At 73.7% G+C, this 21,353-nt stretch carries 19 protein-coding genes and 1 pseudogene; 18 read left to right on the top strand and 2 right to left on the bottom strand.

All coding sequences use genetic code 11. The features are described 5' to 3' along the window. The first annotated feature begins 14 nt into the window (after positions 1–14). From AC3ERT_RS14065 to AC3ERT_RS14055, 3 genes are all read left to right on the top strand, one after another. Positions 15–677, top strand: coding sequence for a bifunctional 4-hydroxy-2-oxoglutarate aldolase/2-dehydro-3-deoxy-phosphogluconate aldolase (locus AC3ERT_RS14065; RefSeq protein WP_335974974.1), 663 nt, complete (start codon positions 15–17; stop codon positions 675–677). Continuing rightward, entirely contained in the window at positions 674–1,714 is a 1,041-nt protein-coding gene (locus AC3ERT_RS14060; RefSeq protein WP_435174294.1) for a sugar kinase, read from the top strand. Before AC3ERT_RS14065 ends, AC3ERT_RS14060 begins: the two co-directional genes overlap by 4 nt. 117 nt (positions 1,715–1,831) lie before the next feature. After that, positions 1,832–2,050: a hypothetical protein gene (locus AC3ERT_RS14055; RefSeq protein WP_335974982.1), complete on the top strand. Its 219-nt coding sequence runs from the start codon at positions 1,832–1,834 to the stop codon at positions 2,048–2,050. A gap of 10 nt (positions 2,051–2,060) precedes the next feature. On the opposite strand, the gene AC3ERT_RS14050 is transcribed toward AC3ERT_RS14055, so the two are convergent. After that, a complete protein-coding gene (locus AC3ERT_RS14050) occupies positions 2,061–5,204 on the bottom strand; it encodes an AfsR/SARP family transcriptional regulator (RefSeq protein ID WP_435174292.1) in 3,144 nt (1,047 codons plus the stop codon). Between the two features lie 392 nt (positions 5,205–5,596). Between AC3ERT_RS14050 and AC3ERT_RS14045 the strand changes: the two genes are divergently transcribed. The 3 genes from AC3ERT_RS14045 to AC3ERT_RS14035 all read left to right on the top strand — a co-directional run bounded on the left by AC3ERT_RS14045 (position 5,597) and on the right by AC3ERT_RS14035 (position 7,133). After that, positions 5,597–6,022, top strand: coding sequence for a nuclear transport factor 2 family protein (locus AC3ERT_RS14045; protein ID WP_335974990.1), 426 nt, complete (start codon positions 5,597–5,599; stop codon positions 6,020–6,022). 177 nt (positions 6,023–6,199) lie between these two features. After that, positions 6,200–6,574, top strand: coding sequence for a helix-turn-helix transcriptional regulator (locus AC3ERT_RS14040; RefSeq protein WP_335974994.1), 375 nt, complete (start codon positions 6,200–6,202; stop codon positions 6,572–6,574). A 121-nt stretch (positions 6,575–6,695) separates the two neighbouring features. Continuing rightward, a complete protein-coding gene (locus AC3ERT_RS14035; protein ID WP_435128980.1) occupies positions 6,696–7,133 on the top strand; it encodes a VOC family protein in 438 nt (145 codons plus the stop codon). A 125-nt stretch (positions 7,134–7,258) separates the two neighbouring features. On the opposite strand, the pseudogene AC3ERT_RS14030 reads toward AC3ERT_RS14035, so the two are convergent. Next, positions 7,259–9,211, bottom strand: a pseudogene (locus tag AC3ERT_RS14030) (PfkB family carbohydrate kinase); the annotation flags it as partial. 99 nt (positions 9,212–9,310) lie between these two features. Between AC3ERT_RS14030 and AC3ERT_RS14025 the strand changes: the two are divergent. Genes AC3ERT_RS14025 through AC3ERT_RS13970 form a run of 12 tightly spaced genes read left to right on the top strand, consistent with a single transcriptional unit; the run spans position 9,311 to position 21,312 of the window. After that, a complete protein-coding gene (locus AC3ERT_RS14025; protein WP_435174290.1) occupies positions 9,311–9,649 on the top strand; it encodes a hypothetical protein in 339 nt (112 codons plus the stop codon). After that, entirely contained in the window at positions 9,649–11,139 is a 1,491-nt protein-coding gene (locus tag AC3ERT_RS14020; RefSeq protein WP_435174288.1) for a GMC oxidoreductase, read from the top strand. Before AC3ERT_RS14025 ends, AC3ERT_RS14020 begins: the two co-directional genes overlap by 1 nt. Then, positions 11,136–12,185 carry a glycosyltransferase family 9 protein gene (locus tag AC3ERT_RS14015; protein ID WP_335975013.1) on the top strand — a complete coding sequence of 350 codons (1,050 nt, stop codon included), beginning with the start codon at positions 11,136–11,138 and terminating at the stop codon, positions 12,183–12,185. The genes AC3ERT_RS14020 and AC3ERT_RS14015 overlap by 4 nt, the downstream gene beginning before the upstream one ends. Then, complete coding sequence (locus AC3ERT_RS14010; RefSeq protein WP_335975015.1) at positions 12,182–13,231, top strand: GNAT family N-acetyltransferase; 1,050 nt, start codon at positions 12,182–12,184, stop codon at positions 13,229–13,231. Before AC3ERT_RS14015 ends, AC3ERT_RS14010 begins: the two co-directional genes overlap by 4 nt. After that, positions 13,228–14,094, top strand: coding sequence for a hypothetical protein (locus AC3ERT_RS14005; protein WP_435174286.1), 867 nt, complete (start codon positions 13,228–13,230; stop codon positions 14,092–14,094). Before AC3ERT_RS14010 ends, AC3ERT_RS14005 begins: the two co-directional genes overlap by 4 nt. Then, positions 14,091–14,831, top strand: a complete 741-nt coding sequence (locus AC3ERT_RS14000; protein WP_435174284.1) for a hypothetical protein — start codon at positions 14,091–14,093, stop codon at positions 14,829–14,831. The genes AC3ERT_RS14005 and AC3ERT_RS14000 overlap by 4 nt, the downstream gene beginning before the upstream one ends. 33 nt (positions 14,832–14,864) lie before the next feature. After that, positions 14,865–17,222 carry a lantibiotic dehydratase gene (locus tag AC3ERT_RS13995; RefSeq protein ID WP_435174282.1) on the top strand — a complete coding sequence of 786 codons (2,358 nt, stop codon included), beginning with the start codon at positions 14,865–14,867 and terminating at the stop codon, positions 17,220–17,222. A 60-nt stretch (positions 17,223–17,282) separates the two neighbouring features. Further along, positions 17,283–17,525, top strand: coding sequence for an acyl carrier protein (locus AC3ERT_RS13990; protein WP_335975030.1), 243 nt, complete (start codon positions 17,283–17,285; stop codon positions 17,523–17,525). Continuing rightward, entirely contained in the window at positions 17,515–18,801 is a 1,287-nt protein-coding gene (locus AC3ERT_RS13985; protein ID WP_435174280.1) for an ATP-grasp domain-containing protein, read from the top strand. The genes AC3ERT_RS13990 and AC3ERT_RS13985 overlap by 11 nt, the downstream gene beginning before the upstream one ends. After that, the gene (locus tag AC3ERT_RS13980; RefSeq protein WP_335975035.1) at positions 18,798–19,775 is read left to right on the top strand and encodes an ABC transporter ATP-binding protein; all 978 of its coding nucleotides are present in this window, start codon (positions 18,798–18,800) and stop codon (positions 19,773–19,775) included. The genes AC3ERT_RS13985 and AC3ERT_RS13980 overlap by 4 nt, the downstream gene beginning before the upstream one ends. Then, a complete protein-coding gene (locus AC3ERT_RS13975; RefSeq protein ID WP_435174279.1) occupies positions 19,775–20,548 on the top strand; it encodes an ABC transporter permease in 774 nt (257 codons plus the stop codon). Before AC3ERT_RS13980 ends, AC3ERT_RS13975 begins: the two co-directional genes overlap by 1 nt. 2 nt (positions 20,549–20,550) lie before the next feature. Continuing rightward, on the top strand, positions 20,551–21,312 hold the full coding sequence (locus tag AC3ERT_RS13970) for an ABC transporter permease (protein WP_335975045.1): 762 nt from the start codon (positions 20,551–20,553) through the stop codon (positions 21,310–21,312). Positions 21,313–21,353 lie beyond the last annotated feature (41 nt).

The raw sequence follows: 21,353 nt of genomic DNA, 5'->3' as shown, positions 1-21,353 counted from the left end.
CACGAGGAGTTCCGATGTCCCTCCCCGCTCCGCCCGAACGGTCCGACCGGCGCTTCGGCGAGGCTCTGGCGCGGCACGGCCTGGTCGCCATCCTCCGCTCCACCCGGGGCACCCGGCTGCCGGAGGTGATCAGCGTCCTGGCCGGCGCCGGGGTTCGGCTGATCGAGGTCACCGTACGCACCCCCGGGTGCCTAGCGGCGCTGCGGGAGACGGGGGACCGGCTCCCCGCGGGGGTGTACCTCGGCGCGGGCACCGTCACCACCCTCGAGGAGGTCGAGGCCGTACGGGCCGCCGGGGGGACCTTCACCGTCAGCCCGCACTGCGACCCCGAACAGGTCCGGGCCGCCCGCGACGCACGGCTGGCGGCCCTGCCCGGCGCGATGACCCCGACGGAGATCCTCACCGCGTGGCGGGCCGGCGCCACAGCGGTCAAGGTCTTCCCGGCCGCACGGGCCGGCGGCCCGTCCTACACCGCCGACGTGCACGCCACGCTCCCGGAGATCCCGCTGGTCCCCACCGGGGGCATCGGCGCCGGGCAGATCGCCGCCTACCGCGCGGCCGGAGCGGTAGCCGTCGGGGTCGGCTCGCCCCTGCTGGGCGACGCCCTCGACGGCGGATCGCTGACCGAACTCGCCTCCCGTGCACGGGACTTCGTGGCAGCTGCGGCCGCGCGATGACCAGCACGACCGACCGGAACGACGTGACCACCATGACCGGCCCCACCGGCCCGACCCACCCGACCGACCGGACCGACCGGACCGACCCGACCGACCTGACCGTGCTCGGCGAGACCATGGCGAGCCTCACCCCCGACCATATCGGCCCGCTGCGGCACGCCCGCGGGCTCGGCCTGTCCGTGGCCGGCTCCGAGTCGACCGTGGCCATCGGCGCCGCGCGGCTCGGCCACCGCGCCGCCTGGATCGGCCGCATCGGCGACGACGAACTCGGCCGCACCGTCCTGAACCGGCTGCGCGGCGAGAACCTCCTCGTCCACGCCGTGACCGACCCCGAGGCGCCCACCGGGCTGATGCTCAAGGAGCGGCCCGCCGCCGGCCACAGCCGGGTGCACTACTACCGCGCCGGTTCCGCCGGCTCCCGGCTGCACCCCGACGACCTGCCCGGGCCGCTGCTGGAACGCACCCGCGTGCTGCACACCACCGGCATCACCCTGGCCCTGTCCGACAGTGCCCGCACGACCGCCCACGAGGCGATGCGCCGCACCCGCGCGGCCGGCGGCACCGTCTCCTTCGACCTCAACCACCGTGCCCGGCTGTGGTCGAAGGACACCGCGCGCGCCGCGCTGACCGCCGTACTGCCCCTGGTGGACCTGCTGTTCGCGAGCGTGGACGAAGCGGTGATGGTGACCGGACGGCCGGACCTGACCCCGGCGCAGACCGGGCAGCAACTGCTCTCCCACGGCCCCGGCACCGTCGTCCTCACCGACGGGGCCGCCGGAGCGGTGTGCGTCACCGCCGACCGTACGATCCCGGTCGCCGCCGTCCCGGTCCAGGCCGTGGACCCGGTCGGCGCGGGCGACGCGTTCGTCGCCGGCTGCCTGTCGGGCTTCCTCGCCGGCCTGACCACCGAGGAGGCGCTCGCCCGCGCCGCCGCGGTGGCCGCGCTGTGCGTCGCCTCGGAGGGCGACTGGGAAGGGCTCCCCGAACCGGACCGCCTCCCCCAGGCCGCCCACCGGCCCGGCACGGTCCTGCGCTGACCCGGCCGTCGGGCCGCCAATTCGTCGCGATAGCGACGTCATAGGGACGGGATTACGCGGGTTCCTAGCCTCGGAGCAGAAGTTGCCGCCGGACACGCACCGAGGAAAGGACCCCCGATGTTCACCCACCGCGCCTTCCCCACCGCCTTCGCCGCCGTCGCCGCCGCCGTGCTCTGCGTACCTCTGGCCCTCGGCCTCTCCGCCGGCCGCGCGCACGCCCAGGCCGGTCACACCCCGGCCGGCCACACCGCCGCCCGGACCCTGGCGGCCGCGCCCGCGAGCACGGCCGCCGACGACTCCACCGGCGGCACCGACAGCACCGACCCCTGGGGCTGAGCCCGCGAGCTCAGCAGCCGTCCGCGCACTGACCGGTGAGGGCGGCCATGAGCTCCTCCGCCCGCTTCAGTTCCCGGGCCATCTGCTGCTTCCGGAAGACCGGGACCGCCGCTTCCAGCAGGCGGTCGGCCTGACGGCGCCGGTCCCCGCGGAGCAGCAGCAGCGCCGCCAGGTCCAGGGAGACCGACGCGACACCGGAGTGGTCGAGGATCTCCTCACGGACGGACAGTGCCCGGGTGAAGAAGTCCTCGGCCTGCGCGGGCCGGCCCATCGACACGTTGACGCGGCCCAGATCGTGCAGCAGATGGCCCTCGCCGATCACGTCGCCGCTGCTGGAGACCATCGCGAGCACGTCGGTCAGGATCTGCTCCGCCTTGGTCAGCTCCCCGCGCTGCTGGTGCACTTGTCCGACCCGCTGCAACGCCCGGGCCTGGCCCCCGAGGTATCCGCTTGCGCGGTAGATCTCCAGCGCCTCCTCCAGTTGCGCCAGGACCCGGCCGGTATGGCCCTGCCGCAGCCAGATGTCGGCGCTCTGCGTCAGCACGGAGGCCCGGCCCACGTGGTCGCCGGCCCGGTCGAAGTCCCGCCGGGCCTGGTCGTAGAGGAGCAGTGCCTTGTCGTCGTTGCCCTGGACACGTTCCAGGAAGGCCAGGTCGCGCCGGCACAGGGCAAGGCCCTTGGGGTCGGCCAGCTCCTCGAACAGCTTCTGCGACTCCGTCAGCGCGGCGCGGGACTCGCCGAGCTGGCGCCTGTTGAGGTAGAGGGTGCCCAGGGAGCCGAGCACCGCCGCGTGCCCGCGCCGGTTGCCGGCCTGGCGGACCGCGGAGAGCGCCTTGCGGTGGGTCCGGGCCCACACGTCCAGGTAGCCGCGGGCCTCGAAGAACGACACGAGGCTGACGGCCAGTTCCCAGCTGACCTCGTCCTCGCCGGTCCGCGCCGCGTGCTCCACGGCGATGCCCAGGTTCTCCCGCTCCCGGTCCAGCCACTCCATGGGGTCGGCCAGCAGTTCCCGGACATGGCTCTCGGGCGGCTGCCAGCGGATCGTCCCACCGCGCAGGTAGTCGGTACCGAAGATCTTCCGGCCGGCCCGCTCCGCGAGCGCCAGCCATCCGCCGAACATGCGGCGCAGTGCCTCCTGCCGCTGCTGTCCCCCGATCTCCTCGGCGAGCCGTTCGCGTGCGAACAGGCGGATGATCTCGTGGAAGCGGTACCGGAAGTGCCCGCCGGCGTCGACGCCGACGACATCCAGCATCTGCACGTCGACGAGCGGTTCCAGCAGGTCCGACGCGTCCGGCCGCCGGTCGTCCACCAGCGCGCCCGCGAGCCATCCCGGCAGCGTCGAGCCCTGCGCCAGGCTGAGCAGGCAGAGCAGTTGGCGCTGCGGACGGCCGAGCCCGTCGTGGGTGAGCGACAGGCTCGCCCGCATCCTCATCTCGCCGTGGGCGAGCTCGTCCAGTCCGCCCCGCTCGTCGGCCAGGCGCCCCAGCATCGACGCCAGCGACCAGTGCGGCCGGGCGGCGAGGCGCGCCGCGAGGATGCGCAGGGCGAGCGGGAGTCCGCCGACCGCTCGGATGAGGGCTTTCGCGGCTTCCGACTCGCGGGCGACCCGGTCGTGGCCGACAACGTTGCCGATCAACTCCAGCGCCCGGTCCGTGTCCAGGATGTCCAAAGTGACGCGGTGGGTGCCGGGAAGGCCGGTGAGCCGGTTCCTGCTGGTGACCAGGACCGCGCAGCTTCTGGAGCCCGGCAGCAGCGGACCGACCTGCGCCTCGTCCGCCGCGTCGTCCAGGACGACGAGCATCCGCCGGGTGGCCAGCAGGCTCCGGTACATCTCGGCGCGCTCGTCGAGCCCGTCGGGGATCAGGGAGCCGGGGATGGCCAGCGCTCGCAGGAAGCGGCCCAGCACCTCCCTGGCGTTGAGGGGATCGGGGCGCACCCCGCGAAGGTCGCAGTAGAGCTGGCCGTCGGGGAAGTACTCGTCGCTCAGCCGGTGGGCGATGTGGGTCGCCAGGGTGGTCTTCCCGATTCCGGGGCGGCCGACGATGGCGACGATCCCCATGGCCCGGCCGGATCCGGTGGCCCGCAGCACGGCCTCGGTCTGCGCGATGACCGCGTCGTCCCCGACGAAGTCGGCGGTGTCCGCGAGGAGTTGGTGCGGCACTTCGTCGCGCTGCCGGTACTCGGACTCGGCCTCCGCCCCGGCCTCGGCGTCGGGTATCGCTTCGGGTTTCGCTTCGGCTTTCCCCTCGGCTTTCCCTTCGGCCGCCGCTTCGGCTTCGGGCGGGCGGGGGGCGACGGCGGCCGGGGCGGAGGCGCCGCCCTGGGGTCCGGGTGACGGGAGGTTCAGGCCGATGCCCGTGCCCGCCCGAAGTGCCGGGTCGTCGGCGAGGATGGCGCGCTCCAGGTTGCGCAGATCCTGGCTCGGCTCCAGGCCGAGTTCGTCGCGCAGCAGCGTACGGCCGGCCCGGTAGGTCTCCAGTGCCTCCGCCTGGCGTCCGGACCGGTGCAGGGCGAGCATGAGCTGTCCGCGGAACCGGTCACGCAGCGGGTACTCGCGGACCATCCGGCCCAGTTCGGCGATGAGCTGGGTGTGCCAGCCGAGGTCGAGCTCCAGTTGCAGATAGGTCTCCGTGGCCGCCAGGCGTTCTTCGTCCAGCTGGATTCCGGTGCGCTCCAGGGCCTTGCTGGAGATGCCGCTCAGGCAGATGCCGCGCCAGATTCCCACCGCGTGGCGCAGCGTCTCCGCCGCTTCGGCCGGTCTTCCCCCCTTCACCAGCGCGCGGGCATCGGCCGTCAGGCGGTTGAAGACGGTCAGGTCGATCGACGCGTCGTCGACCTGGAGCAGGTAGCCCGGGGGCCGGGTCACGACCGACGCCTCGGACCCGGCCGCGGCAAGGGCCTTGCGAATCCGGGAGACGCAGATCTGGACCTGGGTACGGGCGGTGTCCGGCGGGTTCTCGTCCCAGAGGACGTCCACCAGGTGGTCGGTGCGCACGATGCGGTTGCTGTGCAGCAGCAACGCGGCCAGCACCACCTCCTGGCGGCCCGGACGGATGCTCACCGGCCCGTCGGCGCCGAAGACCTCGAGCGGTCCGAGCAGGCGGAATCTCAGCCGTTCGTCGCGGGGCCGCTGCTCGTAGGGTAACTCCCCCACCAGGCCTCTCCTTTCCGGCTCATGGTCGCCTTCGACAACGCCATTCGACTGCGCGAAAGTCCCCCGAGCCGCACACCGGCAGCGGCCTGTGCCCGTCGACGTGCATTCATGCATGTTACGTGAGCAACCCCGTAACTACCCAGCACGCCAAGGGGACACGCCACGCCGACGCGCCTGCCGTTCGGTGCGCGCCGCGGCCGGCAGCTGGATCGTCCGGGCGTCGCCCCGGTCGCGTACCGCTGATCCGCGGCTGCCGGGCGGCGCCGCCGCCCGCCCCCATCGTCCGGAGAAAGCGGCGCGATAGGGCCGGGTTATGCGCCCGCACGATGCTCGAAGGCGTAAGGACCGGCCGTCAAGGGCCCGGTCGCCGCACGAGGGAAACGGCCTCCGACATGAGCCGCGAGAATCTGGAACCCCGTTATCCCAGCACCGCCCTGACGGCTGCCGGGATCACGCACGCGATGCTGACCTACCGTTACCGGGACGCCGGAGACCTCGACGGCTACGGCTCCTTGCTGGACGAGGGAGTCGAGGTTGCGGAACCCGGCGCTCCCCGCTGTCGCGGCCGCGGGGAGGTCCTGCGGTCCGAGGCCGGTGCGACGGGCCGCCGCGGCAGACACCGGCTTCGCCGGGTGGTGGCCGAGGGGGACACCATCGTCGTCATCGGCCGGCTCTCGGCCCCGGACGGCAGCACCGCCGAAGACGGCCCGGAAGACGTGGAGTTCGTCGACGTCTTCACGCTGTCGGACGCGGCGCTGATCCTCGACTGCCGCAGGTACTACCACGCCGAGCCCTGGGCACCCCCGGCCCCGGCATGACCGGCGGACCGCGACCGGTCCGCACCGGTCCCCGCGCTACGCCCCTTCCGGCGGTCGGCGCACCGCGGTCTCCAGCGCGGCCGCCGCCCGGTCCGGGGCGGCGGGGCCCACCCGGGGCCTGCGTCGCCCGCGTTCGACATTCGACGTCATCGATCCGCCCACGATGGGAGTTTGGAAATGACCCAGCCGACCGACCTCATCGGAAGCACTCGATCGTCGTTACGGTCCGCCGCGATCGGCCTGGCCGAGAGAAGCCTGCGGGAAGAGGACCTCAGCCCCACCTCGATCGCCCGCGGACTGAACGTCTCGGTCCGCACCCTGTACCGGGCCTTCGACGGCACCGGGGAGACGCTCATGGGCTATGTCCGCCGCCGGCGGCTGGAACAGGCCCGGGTCGACCTCATCTCTGGCCACGGCCACCTGACGGTGAGCGAGATCAGCCAGCGCTGGCGCTTCGCGGACAGCAGCCACTTCATCCGGGCCTTCCGGCAGCGCTACGGAACGACACCGGCGCGGATCTCCGACGCGCTCGTCGGCGCGGGCGATCCGTAGCCGAGGCCGCGCGGGCGGGTCCGGCCCGGAAGGCCGACGGGACGGCCCGCCCGCGCCGCCGACAGTCACGGGGACTGCTCGAACGAGCAGTCCGGCCCCTCTTGTTGAAAGGCAGGTTGTCGTGCCCTCGTTCTCGATCCGCATGGATCACGTACGCCTCGACGTCACGGATGTGGCCCGGTCGGCAGCGTTCTACGCGGCCGCGCTGCACCTGGAGCAGGTCGTCCGCTATGAGCTGGACCGGCGGACGATCCTCCAGATGGCGCCCGCCGGCATGCCCGCGGGCGTCGAACTCTGGCAGGAGGACGGCCTCCTGCCGGCGCCGCACCCCTCCCAGCACCTGGCCTTCTCCGTCGACGACGTGCCCGGGATCGTGGCCCACGTCCGGGCGCTGGGCTATCAGATCGTCGAGGAACCGCGGCGCATCGGCGGGGAGACCGTCGCGTTCCTCTCCGATCCGGACGGCCACTTGATCGAGATCAACGACTTCCGGGGCCGTGGGGTGGCCGAGGCGGGCAGGGCCCCGGACAGCTCTTCGAGCAGCAAGGTCGTCGAGTAGCCGTCGACGAAGGGCACGGTGACCACCTCGCCGCCCCAGGCCCGCACCGCCTCGGTCTCCGGCAGCTGCGCGGCGTGGTAGTCACCGCCCTTGACGAAGACGTCCGGGCGCAGCGCCCGCAGCGCGCGCTCGGGGGTGTCCTCGTCGAAGACCACCACCGCGTCGACCGAGCGCAGCGAGCGCAGCATCCCGGCCCGGTCGACCGCGGGCAGCACCGGCCGCTCCGGGCCCTTGAGCCGGGACACCGACTCGTCGCCGTTGATGCAGACGACCAGCAGGTCGCCCAGGCGGCGGGCCTCTTCCAGCATGGTGACGTGTCCGCGGTGCAGCAGGTCGAAGCACCCGCCGACCGCCACCACGGTGCCGCCTGCGGCCTGCACCCGCCGCGCCATGGCCAGCGGGTCCTCGTCCGGTCGGGCCTCGTCCGGGGCGGCCGGCCGGTCACCGACGTTCCGGGGGCCGCCGTTCTCCACGTACGTGGTGGCGGCGTCCGTCGCGGCGGCCACCGCCTCGGCCGTCGTGGCGCCTTCGGCCAGCCGCAGGACCGTCGTCGCGGCGAACCGGTCCCCCGCCCCGCAGCTGTCGAGCGCGACGATCCGCCGGCTGTTGACCACCAGCGGGGTGCCGCCGCCGCTGTGCACCAGGACGGCGCCGTGCGCGCCCCGGGTGACCACGGCCTGCTCGGCCGGCCACCGGTCCAGCAGGGCCCGGGCCGCGGCGACGACCGCGGACAGGCCGTCAGGGCCGCCGGTCTCCTGCCGGCCCGTCAGCACCTCCGCTTCCCGCTGGTTGGGGGTGACCAGGCGGACCCCGGGTACCGCGGCGGTGCCCCGCGGATGCGGGTCCCACACCATCGGCACCCGGCCCGCCGCCTCGGACAGCAGCCGGCGCAGTCCCGGCAGCGCGGTCACGCCGCGGCCGTAGTCCGACACGAGGACCGCGTCGGCCCCGGCCAGCGCTTCGGCGGCGCCGTCCAGGCCGGCCGGCCGTATCTCGCCCGCCGGGCCTGCCTCGTCCAGCATCAGCAGGGTGCGGTCCGCGGTACGGATACGGGACTTGACGGGTGTCGGTCCGCTCAGGCCGAGATCGACGACACGGACGCCGGCTTCGTCGAGCAGGGTGCGCAGCAGGGCGCCGGGGGCGTCCTTCGACAGCGCGGTCACCAGGGTCACGTCGTGGCGGTCCGTCGCGGCGAGCACCGCGGCCAGCCCCGCGCCGCCGGGCCGGTGGACCGTGTCGAGCCCGGCGAGGACCGGGACGGGTGCTTCCGGGGAGAGCCGGCTGACCGAGCCGGTGCTGTCCCGGTCGAGCAGGGTGTCCCCGACCACCACGATCCTCGGCCGCCTCGGGGTCCCGCTCCGCTCGGCCGGGACGGCGGCCGGAATCGCGGCCGGAGCCGCGGTCGGAACCGCGACCGGAACCGCGACCGGGCTCTCCGCGGGGGCCGGCGCGGCCGGCACCGGCGCCGGCTCCGTACCCGGCTCCGACACCGGCGCCGACGCTTCGAGCAGCCGCTCGTCGACCGCCGACGCGAGCAGGTGCACCACCACGAGCTGGCACTCCTGGACGTTGGCGGAGGTGTCCGCCTCGATCGCCAGTGCGTCGTCGGCGAGTTCGGCCAGCGGATTCGGCCCGGGCCCGGTGAGGGCCCAGGTGGTGGCTCCGGCCGCACGGGCCGCCTCCACGGCGTGGAGCAGGTTGGTGCTGCGGCCCGATGTCGACAGCAGCAGCACGATGTCGCCGGGCCGGGCGTGCGCCTCGATCTGGCGCGCGAACACCCGGTCGTATCCGTAGTCGTTGGCCACCGCGGTCACGGTGGAGGAGTCGGCGTGCAGGGCGACCGCGGCGACCGCCCGCCGTTCGCGCTGGTAACGCCCGACGAGTTCCGCGGTCAGATGCTGTGCCTCGGCCGCCGAGCCGCCGTTGCCGGCGGCCAGCAGCGTTCGCCCGGTACTGAGGCGGTCCGCGAGTTCAGCGCCCCAGCGCGTGATCCGGTCCACATCGAGACCGGCCAGCGCCTGCGCCAGACCTGTGAGATGGCTGTGGCTGTGGTCCGCGGACGCCGAATGGGCAGCCATGGTTTCTCCCTCGATGACACGCGACATCGGCCCGTATCCCTCAGGGGTACCGGGAGTCGCGCCGCTCGCTTCGTGGTTTTGCCAGCTACGACCTGATCGATGCCGCCCCTTCCGGGCGCGGAGATCCTGGTCGACGGTGATGCTTCGCCAGTCCAATACGGAATGTATAGCCAGAACAAATTCTCCGACGCCGGGAACCCGGACATTCCGGCCCGGATCGACCAAAGTTGGCGCTGCTTTTCCATTCGTGGCCCGGAAATTCCGTCCGGCTCCGGGGAGCGGTCGCCGAACGGCGGACAACCGGCCCGGCGGACGATCCGGAACCTGGCGCGCAAGTTCAATGAACCGCCTTTCGGCATGTCGTACGGTTCCAACTGGACGGCGCGAGGCCGTATCGGCGCAACCGGCCGATTCTCTTGTCAGTTTGGCGGGACGTGATGACGACTCCTTGTGGGACACCGAACGGAATTCATCCGCCGTCAGCCGACGTGCTTGTGGTCGGCGGCGGACTCGCGGGGCTTTATCTGGCCCGCCGGATGGCCGCGACTCATTCGGGCAGCATTCTCGTCGTCGAGGCCGGGCCGGACGCCGGACACGGTCACCTCCGGTGGGAGCACGACCGGGAAAAGGCCGACCGGATATGGCTCGACCCCGCGTCCGATCCCTACTTCCGGCGGCCCTATCACCCCACCGCGACGGGGTTCGACGGAATTTCGGGTCTGCGCGGCCGGCTCGGCGGGCGGGCGCTGTACTGGGGTGGCGTCGCGCTTCCGATCGAGCCGTGGGCGCTGGCGGACGGCAGCTGGCCGGCCGAGGTCGTGGCCGATCTGACGATGCCGCGGAACGGCGAACCGCCGCTCTACGACTCGGTCGTCGCCGACCTGGAGAAGTGGGCGGGCGGCCCGCTCTGCGCCGGGCGCGGGTTCGAACTCGGCGGCCGCCGGTTCACCGAGGTGCCCCGGGCGGTGCTCGCCGAGGAGGGCTCCCCGCGCTGGCGGGCCTGGTCGCCGCTGGAGGACCTGCACGACCCGGCGCGGCCCGGCGCGGTGTCCGTGCGCTGCGACCTCCAGGTGGTCGCGGTGGTGACCGGGCCGGACGGTACCGCCCGCGGGGTGCTCGTCGAGCACGACGGGGAGCGGACGGTGATCGGGGCCGGACGCGTCGTCCTGGCCGCGGGCACCGTGGAGAACAGCCGGCTGGTGTTGCAGGCGCTGCCACCTGACGGCGCCACCGGGACCGCCTCGCTGCCGGGCCTGGTGGACAAGCTGGCGCAGGGGTTCGTGACGGCCTTCGCCCCGGCGGCCGTGCCGGAGCAGCTCCGGCCGTTCGCCGAGGCCGGCGGCCTGTTCATGGCGCCCGGCCCGGCCGGTTCGCGCTCCAACCTGTTCCTGCGCGTCTACACCAACGACCACGGCCTCACCGTCGTGGACTGCTACCTCATGGGCGAGCAGACCCGCGATCCGTCCGGCCGGGTGTGGTGCGAGCCCGGGCCGGAGCTGCCCTGGCCGACGTTCGCGGCCGGCCATGTAGGCGAGGCGGACCGGCGGTTGGCCGGCGACCAGCGGCGGGAACTGCGGCGGATGCACCAGCTCCTGGGCGGGCAGGCGAACACGACCGCGGCCCCCCTCGTGTTCGAGGACGGGTTCGGCTCGGCCGACCTCGCCGGCCGGATCACCGCCGGGGACAGCATGCAGGTGCCCGGACAGCCGGTGACGTACAGCTTCCCGCTCGGCTGGGAGCAGCACGAGGCCGGCACGCTGCCGCTGGGCGGCGCGGTGGTGGACGAGCGCGCCCAGGTGCGGGCGGTGCCGGGGCTGTACGTGTGCGGGCCGGCGACGTTCCCGCGCACCGGCGCGGCGAATCCCGCCCTGACCGTCCTCGCCCTTGCCGCGCGGCTGGCCGGCGAACTCACCGGGGCGCGCCGATGAGCGCCGCCGCGACCGGCCGGCGCAACGCGCTGCTGTTCCTCAACGGCGGCCTCGGCAACGGCATCATCCTCGCCCCGCTGCTGGCGGAGCTGGAACGGACGCTGCCCGGCCTGCGGTACTGGTCGCCGCCCAACGCGATGCTGGAGGCGGACTGGGTGCGCGAAGCGGCCGGCCTGCGCGGTCCGACCGCCGTCCTGCCCACGCTCTGGCGGCGGTTCCGCCCCGCCGACCAGCCGGCCATCGTGGAGTTCTGCCGGCAGCACGACGTCACGCTCATCGTCAACCTGCGCCACGAGGAGTGGCAGCGCGACGGCGACTACCTCGACTTCCGCGAACGGGCCGCCGGACTCGGCATCGAGTGCTGGGACATGCACGAGATCACCGAGCCGGAGAAGCTCCTGCCGATCGGGAGCCAGGCGGCGGCGTGCCTGCGCCGGCACGGGGTCGAAACCGACGGGGCCGACGCGGCGTGGCTTGCCGGGTACCGGGCGCCGCGGCCGGGGTCGACCGGCATCTGCGTGGGCGCGAGCACCCGGCCCAAGCGCTGGCCCGCGTCCCGCTGGTCGGAACTGATCGGCGAACTCGGCCCGGTCGAGGTCTGCTCGGGGCCGGACGAGTCGGAGCGGGAGATCGCGCGGGAGCTGGCCGCCCGCCATCCCGGCCGGGTCACGCTGCGCCTGGTGGACAGCACCACGGAGCTGCGGGACTGGATCGGCGGCCTGGAGCGGCTGCTGACCAACGACTCGCTGGCGGTGCACCTGGCCGCGGCGCTCGGCTGTCCGGTGGTCGCGCTGTACCTCGCCACCGACGCCCGGATCTGGTCCCCGCTCGCGCTTCCGGGCCGGTTCCGGGCCGTGCAGAGCGGGCGGGCGCGCGCGTGCGCGTTCATGGGCGCGAACGGCACCTGCACCAACTACTACGACGTGTGCTTCGAGACCTGCCGTGACGGGGTCGCCGCGGCCGAGGTGCTGGCCGCGGCCGGCCGCCTGGCGCCGGCCGGCGCGAGCACACCCGACCATCGCGGCGAAGGAGCGGCAGCAGTATGAGGAATCGGGCGATCGCGGTCCTGGGCGGCCGAGCGGGCAACGCTGGTTCCAGCGCGCTGGAACTCGCCGACGCCATCGGCGGGGAGATCGGGCGCCGCGGGTACGGCATGGTCACCGGCGGGGACGGCGGTATCGCGGAGAGCGCGCAACGTGCCTGCGTGGCGGCGGGCGGGCAGACCCTGGGGCTGCTCAAGTGGAACCGGTTGGACGACGCCACCGACTGCACCACCTGGGCGCTGCCCACGTCGATGGACCTGGCCCGCAGCAACATCCTGAACTGGGCCGGGGACGGGGTGATCGCCTTCGAGGGCCGGTACGGGACGCTGGGCGAGATCGCGCTGGCCCTGGACACCGGGCGCCCGCTGGTCGTACTCGGGCAGCAGCCGTTCCTGGACGCCCGCGCTCTCGACGCGCCCACCTGCCGGCACTTCCCCGACCCGAAGCCGGAGGACGCCGCCTCGATCCTCGACAGCCTGGAGGAACTGATCGCGGCGTGCGCGCCGGCCCCGGTGCGGCCCGGCGCGGCACTGTTCGCCGACCAGGCGGCCGGCGCCGGCGGCATCGGACTGCGCCGGGCGGTGCCCGAGGATCTGGCCCTGTTCGAGCGGGCGTTCCGCGACGCCGAGGTGCGCAGGTGGTGGGACCTGCCCGCGGAACCCGAGCACCTGGCCCGGTTCCAGCACGAGCGCTGCCTGCCCTTCACGAAGGACGGCAGGACGGTCGGCTTCATCGAGTACGAGGTCGACTCCCGCACGGACACGGTGCGTCCGGACGTCGTGGTCGCCGCGCCGGAGGACCGGGGCCGCGGGCTGGGGTCCGCCGCGCTGGCCGCGTTCGCCGCCGCCGTCTTCGCGGCCGGCCACGCCCGGGTGGCCGTGCTGGCCGACGCCGCCAACACCCGCGCCCTGCGGTGCTACGAGAAGGCCGGCTTCCGCCACGTCGGAAGGCTGCGCTCCTACCTGCCGGGCCCGGACGGGCGGCGTGACGCGCTGCTGCTGGACCTGCTGCCCGATGACCTCAAGTCCGCCGAGGAGGACACGAAGTGAGTATCCGTCAGACGACGCTGTCGGCCGAGGCGCAGGACCGTCTCGCCTTCGATCTGGCCGTGCGCCAGGACGTCTTCGGCGACGCGGAGTCGATCCGCGTGGCGGACGAGGACGTGGAGAGCTGGGGGGAGTACGCGCGGTTCCTGCGGTGCGGCCGCCCGATCGAGGTGCGCGGCGGGGCGCGGGTCCCCCGCTATCCGGCGGCGGACAAGGGCCCGGCGCTCTGGTTCTCCGGCGGCGTGGAGTCGACCTACACCCGGGAGGTGCTGGCCGCGCAGGGCATCGAGCCGACCCTGCTGAGCATCCACGACTACGACCTGTTCGACGGGCCGGACCGCAAGATCGGCCAGATCCACTTCCTGTGCGCCGCCATCGCGTCCGCGCTCGGGTACGGGCCGGTCTATCTCGGCATGGAGCGCAACGACCTGCTGCTCGGGCACAGCGAGTTCATGCGCGGCTACTTCGAGCGGCACCCGCGTTTCGCCGACTGGTGGTCCCGGTACCAGCCGGCGCACCCGGTGCGTACCGTCGCCGGCGGCCTGCACAAGGAGGAGATGATCACCTGGCTGCACGAGCGGGACATCCCGATCCTCGGCACCTGCGACCGGCTGACGAACGGCGCGTGGTGCGGTGAGTGCTACAAGTGCTACGAGGCCTTCTACAGCGCGAAGGCCGTCGGCATAGACCTGGGGATTCCGCTGACCCGCCAGGCGTACGAGCTCTACCACGCCGAGTACGAGCGGTTCGTGGCCTCCGGGTTCACCGACAACTTCAACAACGCGTCCCAGCACTACGTCCGGCTCCAGATCACCTACGGGCCGCTCTTCGACCCGGACGCAGACTGCTGCGAGGTGCCGGCGTGAGCCCCCGGCCTCCCCGGCACGGCGCGGACGGCGCGGACGGCGCGGCCCCGATCACCGTCGTCCTGGAGTTCCCGGGAAGCGGCACCGCCGGACGCATCCGCGCGATGGACCTGGAGAGCCAGGGCTTCACCACCCGGTACCTGCTCGACGAGTTCCGGCCGCGACGGACCGGGATCGACGAGTACGCCCGGCAGTTGTCCGAGCGGGTCGCGGAAGAGGACGTCGGCGCCGTCGTGTCCTACTGCGGTGCCGCCGCCGTCGGCCGGCACCTGGCCGCGCACTGCCGCCGGCGTCCCACGCTCGTGGCGCTGAACCCGGAGCCGACACCGGCGGCCGGGGTGGCCGGCCTGTTGCGGCGCACGCTGGCCCGGGTCCCGCTGCCCCCCGAGGAGGCGGAGCGCTACCTCGCCGACGCCGACACCGTGCGCGAGGTCATCGCCGGCTGGCTGCCCGACATGGAGCGGGCCATGGCGCGGTCGTACGCCGGAGCGCCGCTCAACCTCGGGCCGGTGGCCGACCGCCTCGCCGCCATGCAGGCCGACTGGCTCGCCCATGTCACCGCGACCTGCGATCCGGACCGGCGGCCGGCCGGCCCGGAGGAACTGCACCTGGTGGCCCGGGACCACCCTTGCGACCCGGACTGCCCGGCGAAGCACGAGACGGTCGAGGTCGGCCGGGCGGACTTCTTCGCGGCACCGCAGACCAGGGACGCGCTGATCGGTGTGCTCAGCGCCTGAGCACACCGCGTCACACCGGAGGGACCGAAAGACATGCAGACTCTCAGTGCGAACCACGCGGTCGACGGGCGCGCGGGCGCGACGTCCGACTCCCTGCTGCTTCCCGGCAGCCGCCGCCGGATCTGGCCGCAGGCGATGGTGCGCAGCGCCGGCTACCCGGCGTCGGCCGCCCTCGCCCTCGCCGACCCTGCCGTCTGCCGCGCGGCCGACGCGGTGCCCGACGTCTCCCTGAGCCGGCGGATCGACCTCGCTTCCTTCGACCCGGCGTGGCGGGAGTACCGGCGCAGGGCCGACCGGTCCATGGCGGAGCTGGCCGGCTCGTCGTGGCTGCGGCTCGCGGTGACCTGGCAGAACCGCGCTGTGCTCGCCACCGGCATCGATCCGCTGCTCGCGCACATCAACGAGGGCCGGGGGCGGGACGCCAAACGCCGGGCCCGGGAGGCCACGCTCGTCACCTACGTGCAGCGGTACTGCACGAAGAACGAGACGATCGGGTTCTTCGGCCCGATCGCCTGGGCCGGGCTGGACCCCGCCCGCCCGGCCGCCGTGGCGGTCCGCCCGGGCAGCGGCCTGCTCTCCGGTGTGGACGTGCACATGGAGGGCTGGGCGGTGGACGCCGTGGCGGCGCACTTCGCCGAGCGGTTCGACCTGCGGCCGTGGCTGCCCGTGCGGCGCGTGCCCTCGCTGCGGCCGGCCGCCGACGGCGTACGGTTCTCCTCCGGCCGGGTGCAGCCGGCCGATCCGGTCACCGCGGCCGTCCTGGCCCGGGCGGACGGCCGGATGCCGGCGTGGCTGCTGGCGGCCGAGGTGGCGCGCGAACACCGGCTGGACGGCCCGGAGCAGGTCATGGCGCTGCTCGCGGAACTGGCCGACCGGCGCTGGCTGACCTGGGACCTCAACCTGGCCGGGCCGCTGCACACCGACGACGAACTGGCCGCGCTGGCGCAGCGGATCACCGATCCGGTGATCGGCGGGGCGCTGCGGTCCGCGGTCGGCAGGCTGGTTGCGGCCAAGCGGCAGGTCGCCGAGGACTGGGCCGACCCCGACCGCCTGGACCGGGCACTGGGCGCACTCGACAAGACCTTCGTCGAACTGTCCGGGGTGGACGCCACGCGGCGGCACGGAAAGGCATACAGCGGCCGCACGGTCGCCTACCCGGAGAGCCGGCGCGATGTCGCGGTCGACCTCGGCGGTCCGTTCGTCGACGCGCTCGCACCGCTGGGGCCGTTGGCCGACAGCGCGCGCTGGCTGACCTGGCGGGTGCGGGAGCTGTTCCTGCCGCACGTCCGCGCCGCGTACCGGAAGCTGCTGGCCAGGGGCATCGACACCCCGGACGCGATGGCGCTGTGGCTGGCCTGCCTGCCGCTGCTGGCCTCGGCCCTCCCCGGGGCGCTGGCCACCGCCCGGGAGGAGTTCGACGCGCGCTGGCGCCGGGTGCTGGCTCCGGAGCCCGGGCAGCGGGTGCTGCACCGCACCACCGCGCAGCTCGCCCGCGGCGTCGCGGCCGAGTTCGCCGCGCCCCGGCCGGGCTGGAGCGAGGCGCGGGTGTGCTGTCCCGACCTCATGATGATCGGCGGTGCGGCGCCCGGGGAGCCCTTCCTGGTACTGGGCGAGATGCACGTGGCCCTCAACACCCTCGACTACCAGGCGACCGCGCGCCAGCACCCGGACATGGCCGCCCTGCAGGACATGCTCAGCGCCGACTTCCCGGAGCCGCGCCTGCTCATGGCGCTGCCCAAGGACGCCCGGCCGCGGCTGACACCGCGCTCGCATCCGGCGCTGGTACGCCCCGCGGACTACCGGCTCCTGCTCAACCCGAAGCACCCGACGCCGGCCGACGGCGTCCTCGTCGCGGCGAGCGACGCACAGGTCCACGAAGAGGACGGCGAGCTCGTCGTGGTGCTGCCCGACGGCCACCGGTTCGACGTGATGGACCTGTTCGCCGAGCAGCTCAAGGAGCCGGTGTCCCAGGTGTTCGGCCTGCTGCCCGGTGCGCGGCGGCCCCGGATCGTCGTGGACTCGATGGTGGTGGCCCGGCAGAGCTGGACGGTGCCGGCCCGCAAGGCGGCGTTCGCGATGTGCGGCGACGAGCGGGAGCGCTTCGTGGCGGCCCGCGGCTGGGCCCGCCGGCTGGGACTGCCGCGCTTCGTGTTCGTGAAGTCGCCGTTGGAGACGAAGCCGTTCTTCGTCGACTTCGACGCCCCCGCGTTCGTGGAGGTCCTGGCCCGGACGGTGCGCCGGCTCATGCGTGAACCCGGCGAAGGGGACGTCACCGTCGTGGAGATGCTGCCGGAGCCGGACCAGTGCTGGCTGACCGACCGGCAGGGCCGCGGCTACACATCGGAGCTGCGGCTGGTGCTGGTCGAGGAGGACACCGCGGCGGCGTCATGAGGGCTGCCGGCCGAGCGAGCGGTGAGGGATTCGACGGACGTCGAGATGAGGAGATTGATCATGGCGGTAAACGGGCCGACCTTGGAAGAGTTCACCAGGCTGTGTGCCGACATCCTCGGCGTGCCCGAGCTGTCGGGGGACGCCAACTTCTTCGAAGCCGGCGGTGACTCGATCGGCGCGGCGCAGCTGGCGGTCGAGGTCGACGAACGCTGGGGAGTGCAGGTCGACATGCTGGAGATGTTCGCCGTGCCGAACCTCAGCGCGCTGCATGCCGGGATTCGTGAGGCGTCCGGTGCCAACTGAACCGGCGGGCGCCGGGACCGTCGTCCTGGTCGACCCCTACTCCTCCGGTGTCGCGCTCGGCCGCACCCTGCGCCGTGCGGGCTTCGACACCCACGCGGTGCTCACGTCGCCGCGCCCCGACCCGTCGTACACGCGCACCTTCCAGGCCGCCGACCACGCCGGGACGACCGAGGCCGCCATCGGCTTCGACGAGGTCCTCGACCGTGTCCGCCGGATGCGCCCGGTCGCGGTGTTCCCCGGGGCGGAGTGCGGGGTCGAGTTCGCCGACGCGCTCGCGGCCCGGCTCACCCCGGAGTTCGCCAACGATCCGGAGCGCTCGCAGGCCCGCCGCGACAAGGCGGTCATGATGCGGACGCTGCGCGCCGCGGGGGTCCCGACCATCCCCACGGTCGCGGTCGACGACTGGCGCGGCTGCGTCGAGGCGGCGGCGGCCGGCGGCCTGTCCACCGACACCGGCGCGCTGGTGGTCAAACCGGCCCGCAGCTCGCTGTCGGACGGGCTCACCCTGGTGCCCGAGGGCGGCGACCTCGAGGCGGCGGTGCGCGGCCTGCTGGGCGCGGTCAACCTGCTGGGCGCGGTCAACGAGACCGTCCTGATCCAGCGGCGGATGTACGGCACCGAGTACGTGGTGGACACCTTCACCCGCAACGGCCGCCACGCCGTCACCAGTGTCTGCCGGTACAACAAGGTCCCGGTCGGCCCCAGTTTCGCGGTGTACGAGAGCACCGACTTCAGGCCCGAGGACGCGCCGGAGAACCCCGGGCTGATCGCGTACGTGCGCCGCGTCCTGGACGCGCTGGGCGTCCGCTTCGGCCCCTGCCACACCGAGGTCCTGCTCACCGCCGACGGCCCGGTGCTGATGGAGTCGGGCGCGCGCCTGGCCGGGGCCGGCCTGGCCGGTGCGTCCGAGCTGGCCACCGGGGGAAGCGCCCTCTCGCGGTACGTGCACAGCCTCACCGGCGCCGCCCCCGACGAGGGCGACTACCGGCTGCGCCGCCGGGTCCGCGGGGTGTACCTGATCTTCCGCCGGGCCGGCACCGTCGGCAACACGGCCGCCCTCGGCCGGGTGCGGCAGCTGCGCAGCTGCCGGCACTTCCAACTGTCCCTGCGCGACGGTGATCCGGTGGCGCCGACCACCGGCCTGATGTCCACCATGGACCGGGGCTGGGCCCTGCTGGCCGACCGGGACATCCACCGGGTCGAGGCCGACCACGCCGAGTTCCGCAGGATCGAGCAGGAGCTGCGCGTGGTGGCGGACGAGGACGGCACGCCATGACGCCGGCGATCGAAGTGCACGGGATCGGCCGGTCGTTCGGCCGCCCCGGTGCCGAGGTGGCGGTCCTGCGCGACGTGACGTTCGAGGTGGCGCCCGGGGAGATCGTGGCGCTGCTCGGCGGCAACGGCGCGGGCAAGACCACGCTGCTGAAGATCCTGTCCACGGTGCTGGTGCCGGATCGGGGAACCGCCCGGGTGCAGGGCTTCGACGTGGTCACGCAGGCCCGCCGGGCCCGCGGCGCGCTCGGTGTCTCCTTCGGCGGGGACCGCGGGCTGTACGGGCGGCTGAGCGCGCGGGACAACCTGCGGTACTTCGGGATGCTGCGCGAACTCGGCGGCCGCGGGCTGCGCGAGCGCATCGCGCAGGTGCTGGAGCAGGTGCACCTGACCGATGTGGCCGGCCGGCGGGTCGAGACGTACTCCAAGGGCATGCGCCAGCGGTTGCACCTGGCGATCGGCCTGCTGGGCCGCCCGTCGGTGCTGATGCTCGACGAGCCGACGGTCGGCCTGGACGCGTTCGAGGCGCAGAGCCTGCGCGAGACCGTGCTGTCCCTGCGCGACGAGGGCGTGGCGATCCTCCTCACCAGCCACTACCTGCTCGACGTCGAGCGCCTCGCGCAGCGCGTCGTGCTGCTGCGGGACGGGGCGGTGCAGCACCAGAGCGAGCTGGAGGAGTTCACCCGCCTGGCCGGGTACGTCGCCACCATCGTGGTGCGGGGCGAAGGCCCACTGCCGGATCTGACCGGGCCGCACCTGCCGGAGGTGCTGGTGCGTCAGGAGGGCGGCGGCTGGGAGATCGGGCTGCGTCCGCAGGCGTGGGAGGCGGGCGTCTTCACGGAGATCGGGCGGCTGCTCGGTGATGTGACGGTGCACGAGGTGCGGGTGGAGGACACCCGCCTGGAGGAGGCGTTCACCAGCCTGAGCGGGCGCACGGCGGCACCGGCCGCGGCCTCGGCGCCGGGACGGCGGGCGTGATGCCCGGCTCCGGGACGGGCGAGGCGCTCGCGGTCGCCGCCCGCCACCAGATCCTGATCTACGCCGCGGAGTGGAAGTTCACCCTGGTCCTCGGCTTCGTCCAACCGGCGGTGCTCCTGGTGGTGAACCTCAACTCGACCACCGACCCGGTGGCGGCCGGGCGGGTGGTGTCCGGCATCCTGCTGATGGCGTTCTGGACCTCCACGGTCTGGAACGGCGCGGGCATCCTGAGCCTGGAACGCGCCGAAGGCGTGCTGTCGGCCGGCCTGTTCGGCGTGCGGTCGGCGCTGGTCGTGCTGGTGGGCAAGTCGCTGGGCTCGAGCGTGCTGTCCGTGGGGTCGATCCTGGCCACGGTCGCCGCGACACTCGCCGCCCTGCGCCAGCCGATCGCGTTCGGCGATGTGGGGTGGCTGCTCGTCGGCCTGCTCGTGGTGGTGTGCTCCGGCACCGCCCTCGGCATGCTGCTGGCCTGCGTGTTCCTGGTGAGCCGGTACGGCTCCCAGATCTCGGGCGCGCTGATGTACCCGGTGTTCCTGCTCGGCGGCCTGCTGATCCCGCTCCGCCTGATCCCGCGGCCGCTGGGCGCGCTGTCCTGGCTCATCAGCTTCCGCTGGGCGATGGAGTTCCTCACCTCCTGCACCCAGCGGACCCCGGACCTGCGCTTCCTGGGCCTGACGGTCCTGCTCAGCGCCGGCTACGCGCTGCTGGGCCACCGTGTCTTCACTTACGTGTCCCGGCGGGCCCGTGTCCTCGGCACCCTGGATCTGGAGTAACCGTGGTGGACTACACGACCGCCGCACGGCTGGCGTGGACCGAGCACGTCGCGGCAGTGCCGCCGCGCATCTCGCTGACCGCGGCCTGGCCCAGGGCGGTGCTGCAGTGCCTGTTCTGGGTGCTCGTCGGCCGGGTCAGCGGTACCGGCGCGGCCTACGCCTTCCCGGGCTCGGTGGCGCTGAGCGTCACCCTGTCCACGGTCATCGGCCTGTCCGACGTGCCCATGCTCGACCAGCGGTCGGGGACGTACCACCGGGTGCGGATGGCCAACGTGTCGATCGCCGGCCTGTACGCGGCCCGGAGCGTGCCGTGGCTGGCGGATGCCACGGCGGTCTACCTGCTGTGCGTGGTCGTCGTCGGCCCGGTGTCGGGCCTGGGTGCGATGACGCCGACGCTGCTGGAGGCGTGCCCCCTCTACCTGTTGATGATCCTCAGCAGCGCGGCGGCCGGCCTGGCGGTGGCCTCGCTCGGCACCCGGTTCAACAGCAACGTGCTGCTCGGCAACACCCTGACGTACCTGATGCTCGCGGCGGGCAGCCTGGTCACCGCGACGACGCGGGTGCCGGTCCTGGGCACGGTCGGCGCGGGGCTGCCGATGACCCACGGAGTCGCCGCGGTCCGCGCGTTCGCCGACGGCCGGCCCTGGTGGCCCGACACCGTTCGCGAAGCGGCGGTCGGCGCGGTCTGGGCCGTCCTGGCCGCCCTGGCCTACCGGGTGCAGGCGGCGCGGGCCCGGCGCACCGGCAGGGACTTCCCGATCTGATGCGGCCTCACGACGCGACGGCCCTGCCGCGCTCTCCCCTT

This window comes from Actinacidiphila sp. bgisy145, assembly GCF_057708125.1.
This window is presented reverse-complemented; position numbering and strand designations above follow the sequence as displayed.

Coding starts and splice junctions, on each gene's coding strand:
- AC3ERT_RS14065 (WP_335974974.1), top strand. CDS start 15: ATGTCCCTCCCCGCTCCGCCCGAACGGTCCGACCGGCGCTTCGGCGAG.
- AC3ERT_RS14060 (WP_435174294.1), top strand. CDS start 674: ATGACCAGCACGACCGACCGGAACGACGTGACCACCATGACCGGCCCC.
- AC3ERT_RS14055 (WP_335974982.1), top strand. CDS start 1,832: ATGTTCACCCACCGCGCCTTCCCCACCGCCTTCGCCGCCGTCGCCGCC.
- AC3ERT_RS14045 (WP_335974990.1), top strand. CDS start 5,597: ATGAGCCGCGAGAATCTGGAACCCCGTTATCCCAGCACCGCCCTGACG.
- AC3ERT_RS14040 (WP_335974994.1), top strand. CDS start 6,200: ATGACCCAGCCGACCGACCTCATCGGAAGCACTCGATCGTCGTTACGG.
- AC3ERT_RS14025 (WP_435174290.1), top strand. CDS start 9,311: ATGCCGCCCCTTCCGGGCGCGGAGATCCTGGTCGACGGTGATGCTTCG.
- AC3ERT_RS14020 (WP_435174288.1), top strand. CDS start 9,649: ATGACGACTCCTTGTGGGACACCGAACGGAATTCATCCGCCGTCAGCC.
- AC3ERT_RS14015 (WP_335975013.1), top strand. CDS start 11,136: ATGAGCGCCGCCGCGACCGGCCGGCGCAACGCGCTGCTGTTCCTCAAC.
- AC3ERT_RS14010 (WP_335975015.1), top strand. CDS start 12,182: ATGAGGAATCGGGCGATCGCGGTCCTGGGCGGCCGAGCGGGCAACGCT.
- AC3ERT_RS13995 (WP_435174282.1), top strand. CDS start 14,865: ATGCAGACTCTCAGTGCGAACCACGCGGTCGACGGGCGCGCGGGCGCG.
- AC3ERT_RS13990 (WP_335975030.1), top strand. CDS start 17,283: ATGGCGGTAAACGGGCCGACCTTGGAAGAGTTCACCAGGCTGTGTGCC.
- AC3ERT_RS13980 (WP_335975035.1), top strand. CDS start 18,798: ATGACGCCGGCGATCGAAGTGCACGGGATCGGCCGGTCGTTCGGCCGC.
- AC3ERT_RS13975 (WP_435174279.1), top strand. CDS start 19,775: ATGCCCGGCTCCGGGACGGGCGAGGCGCTCGCGGTCGCCGCCCGCCAC.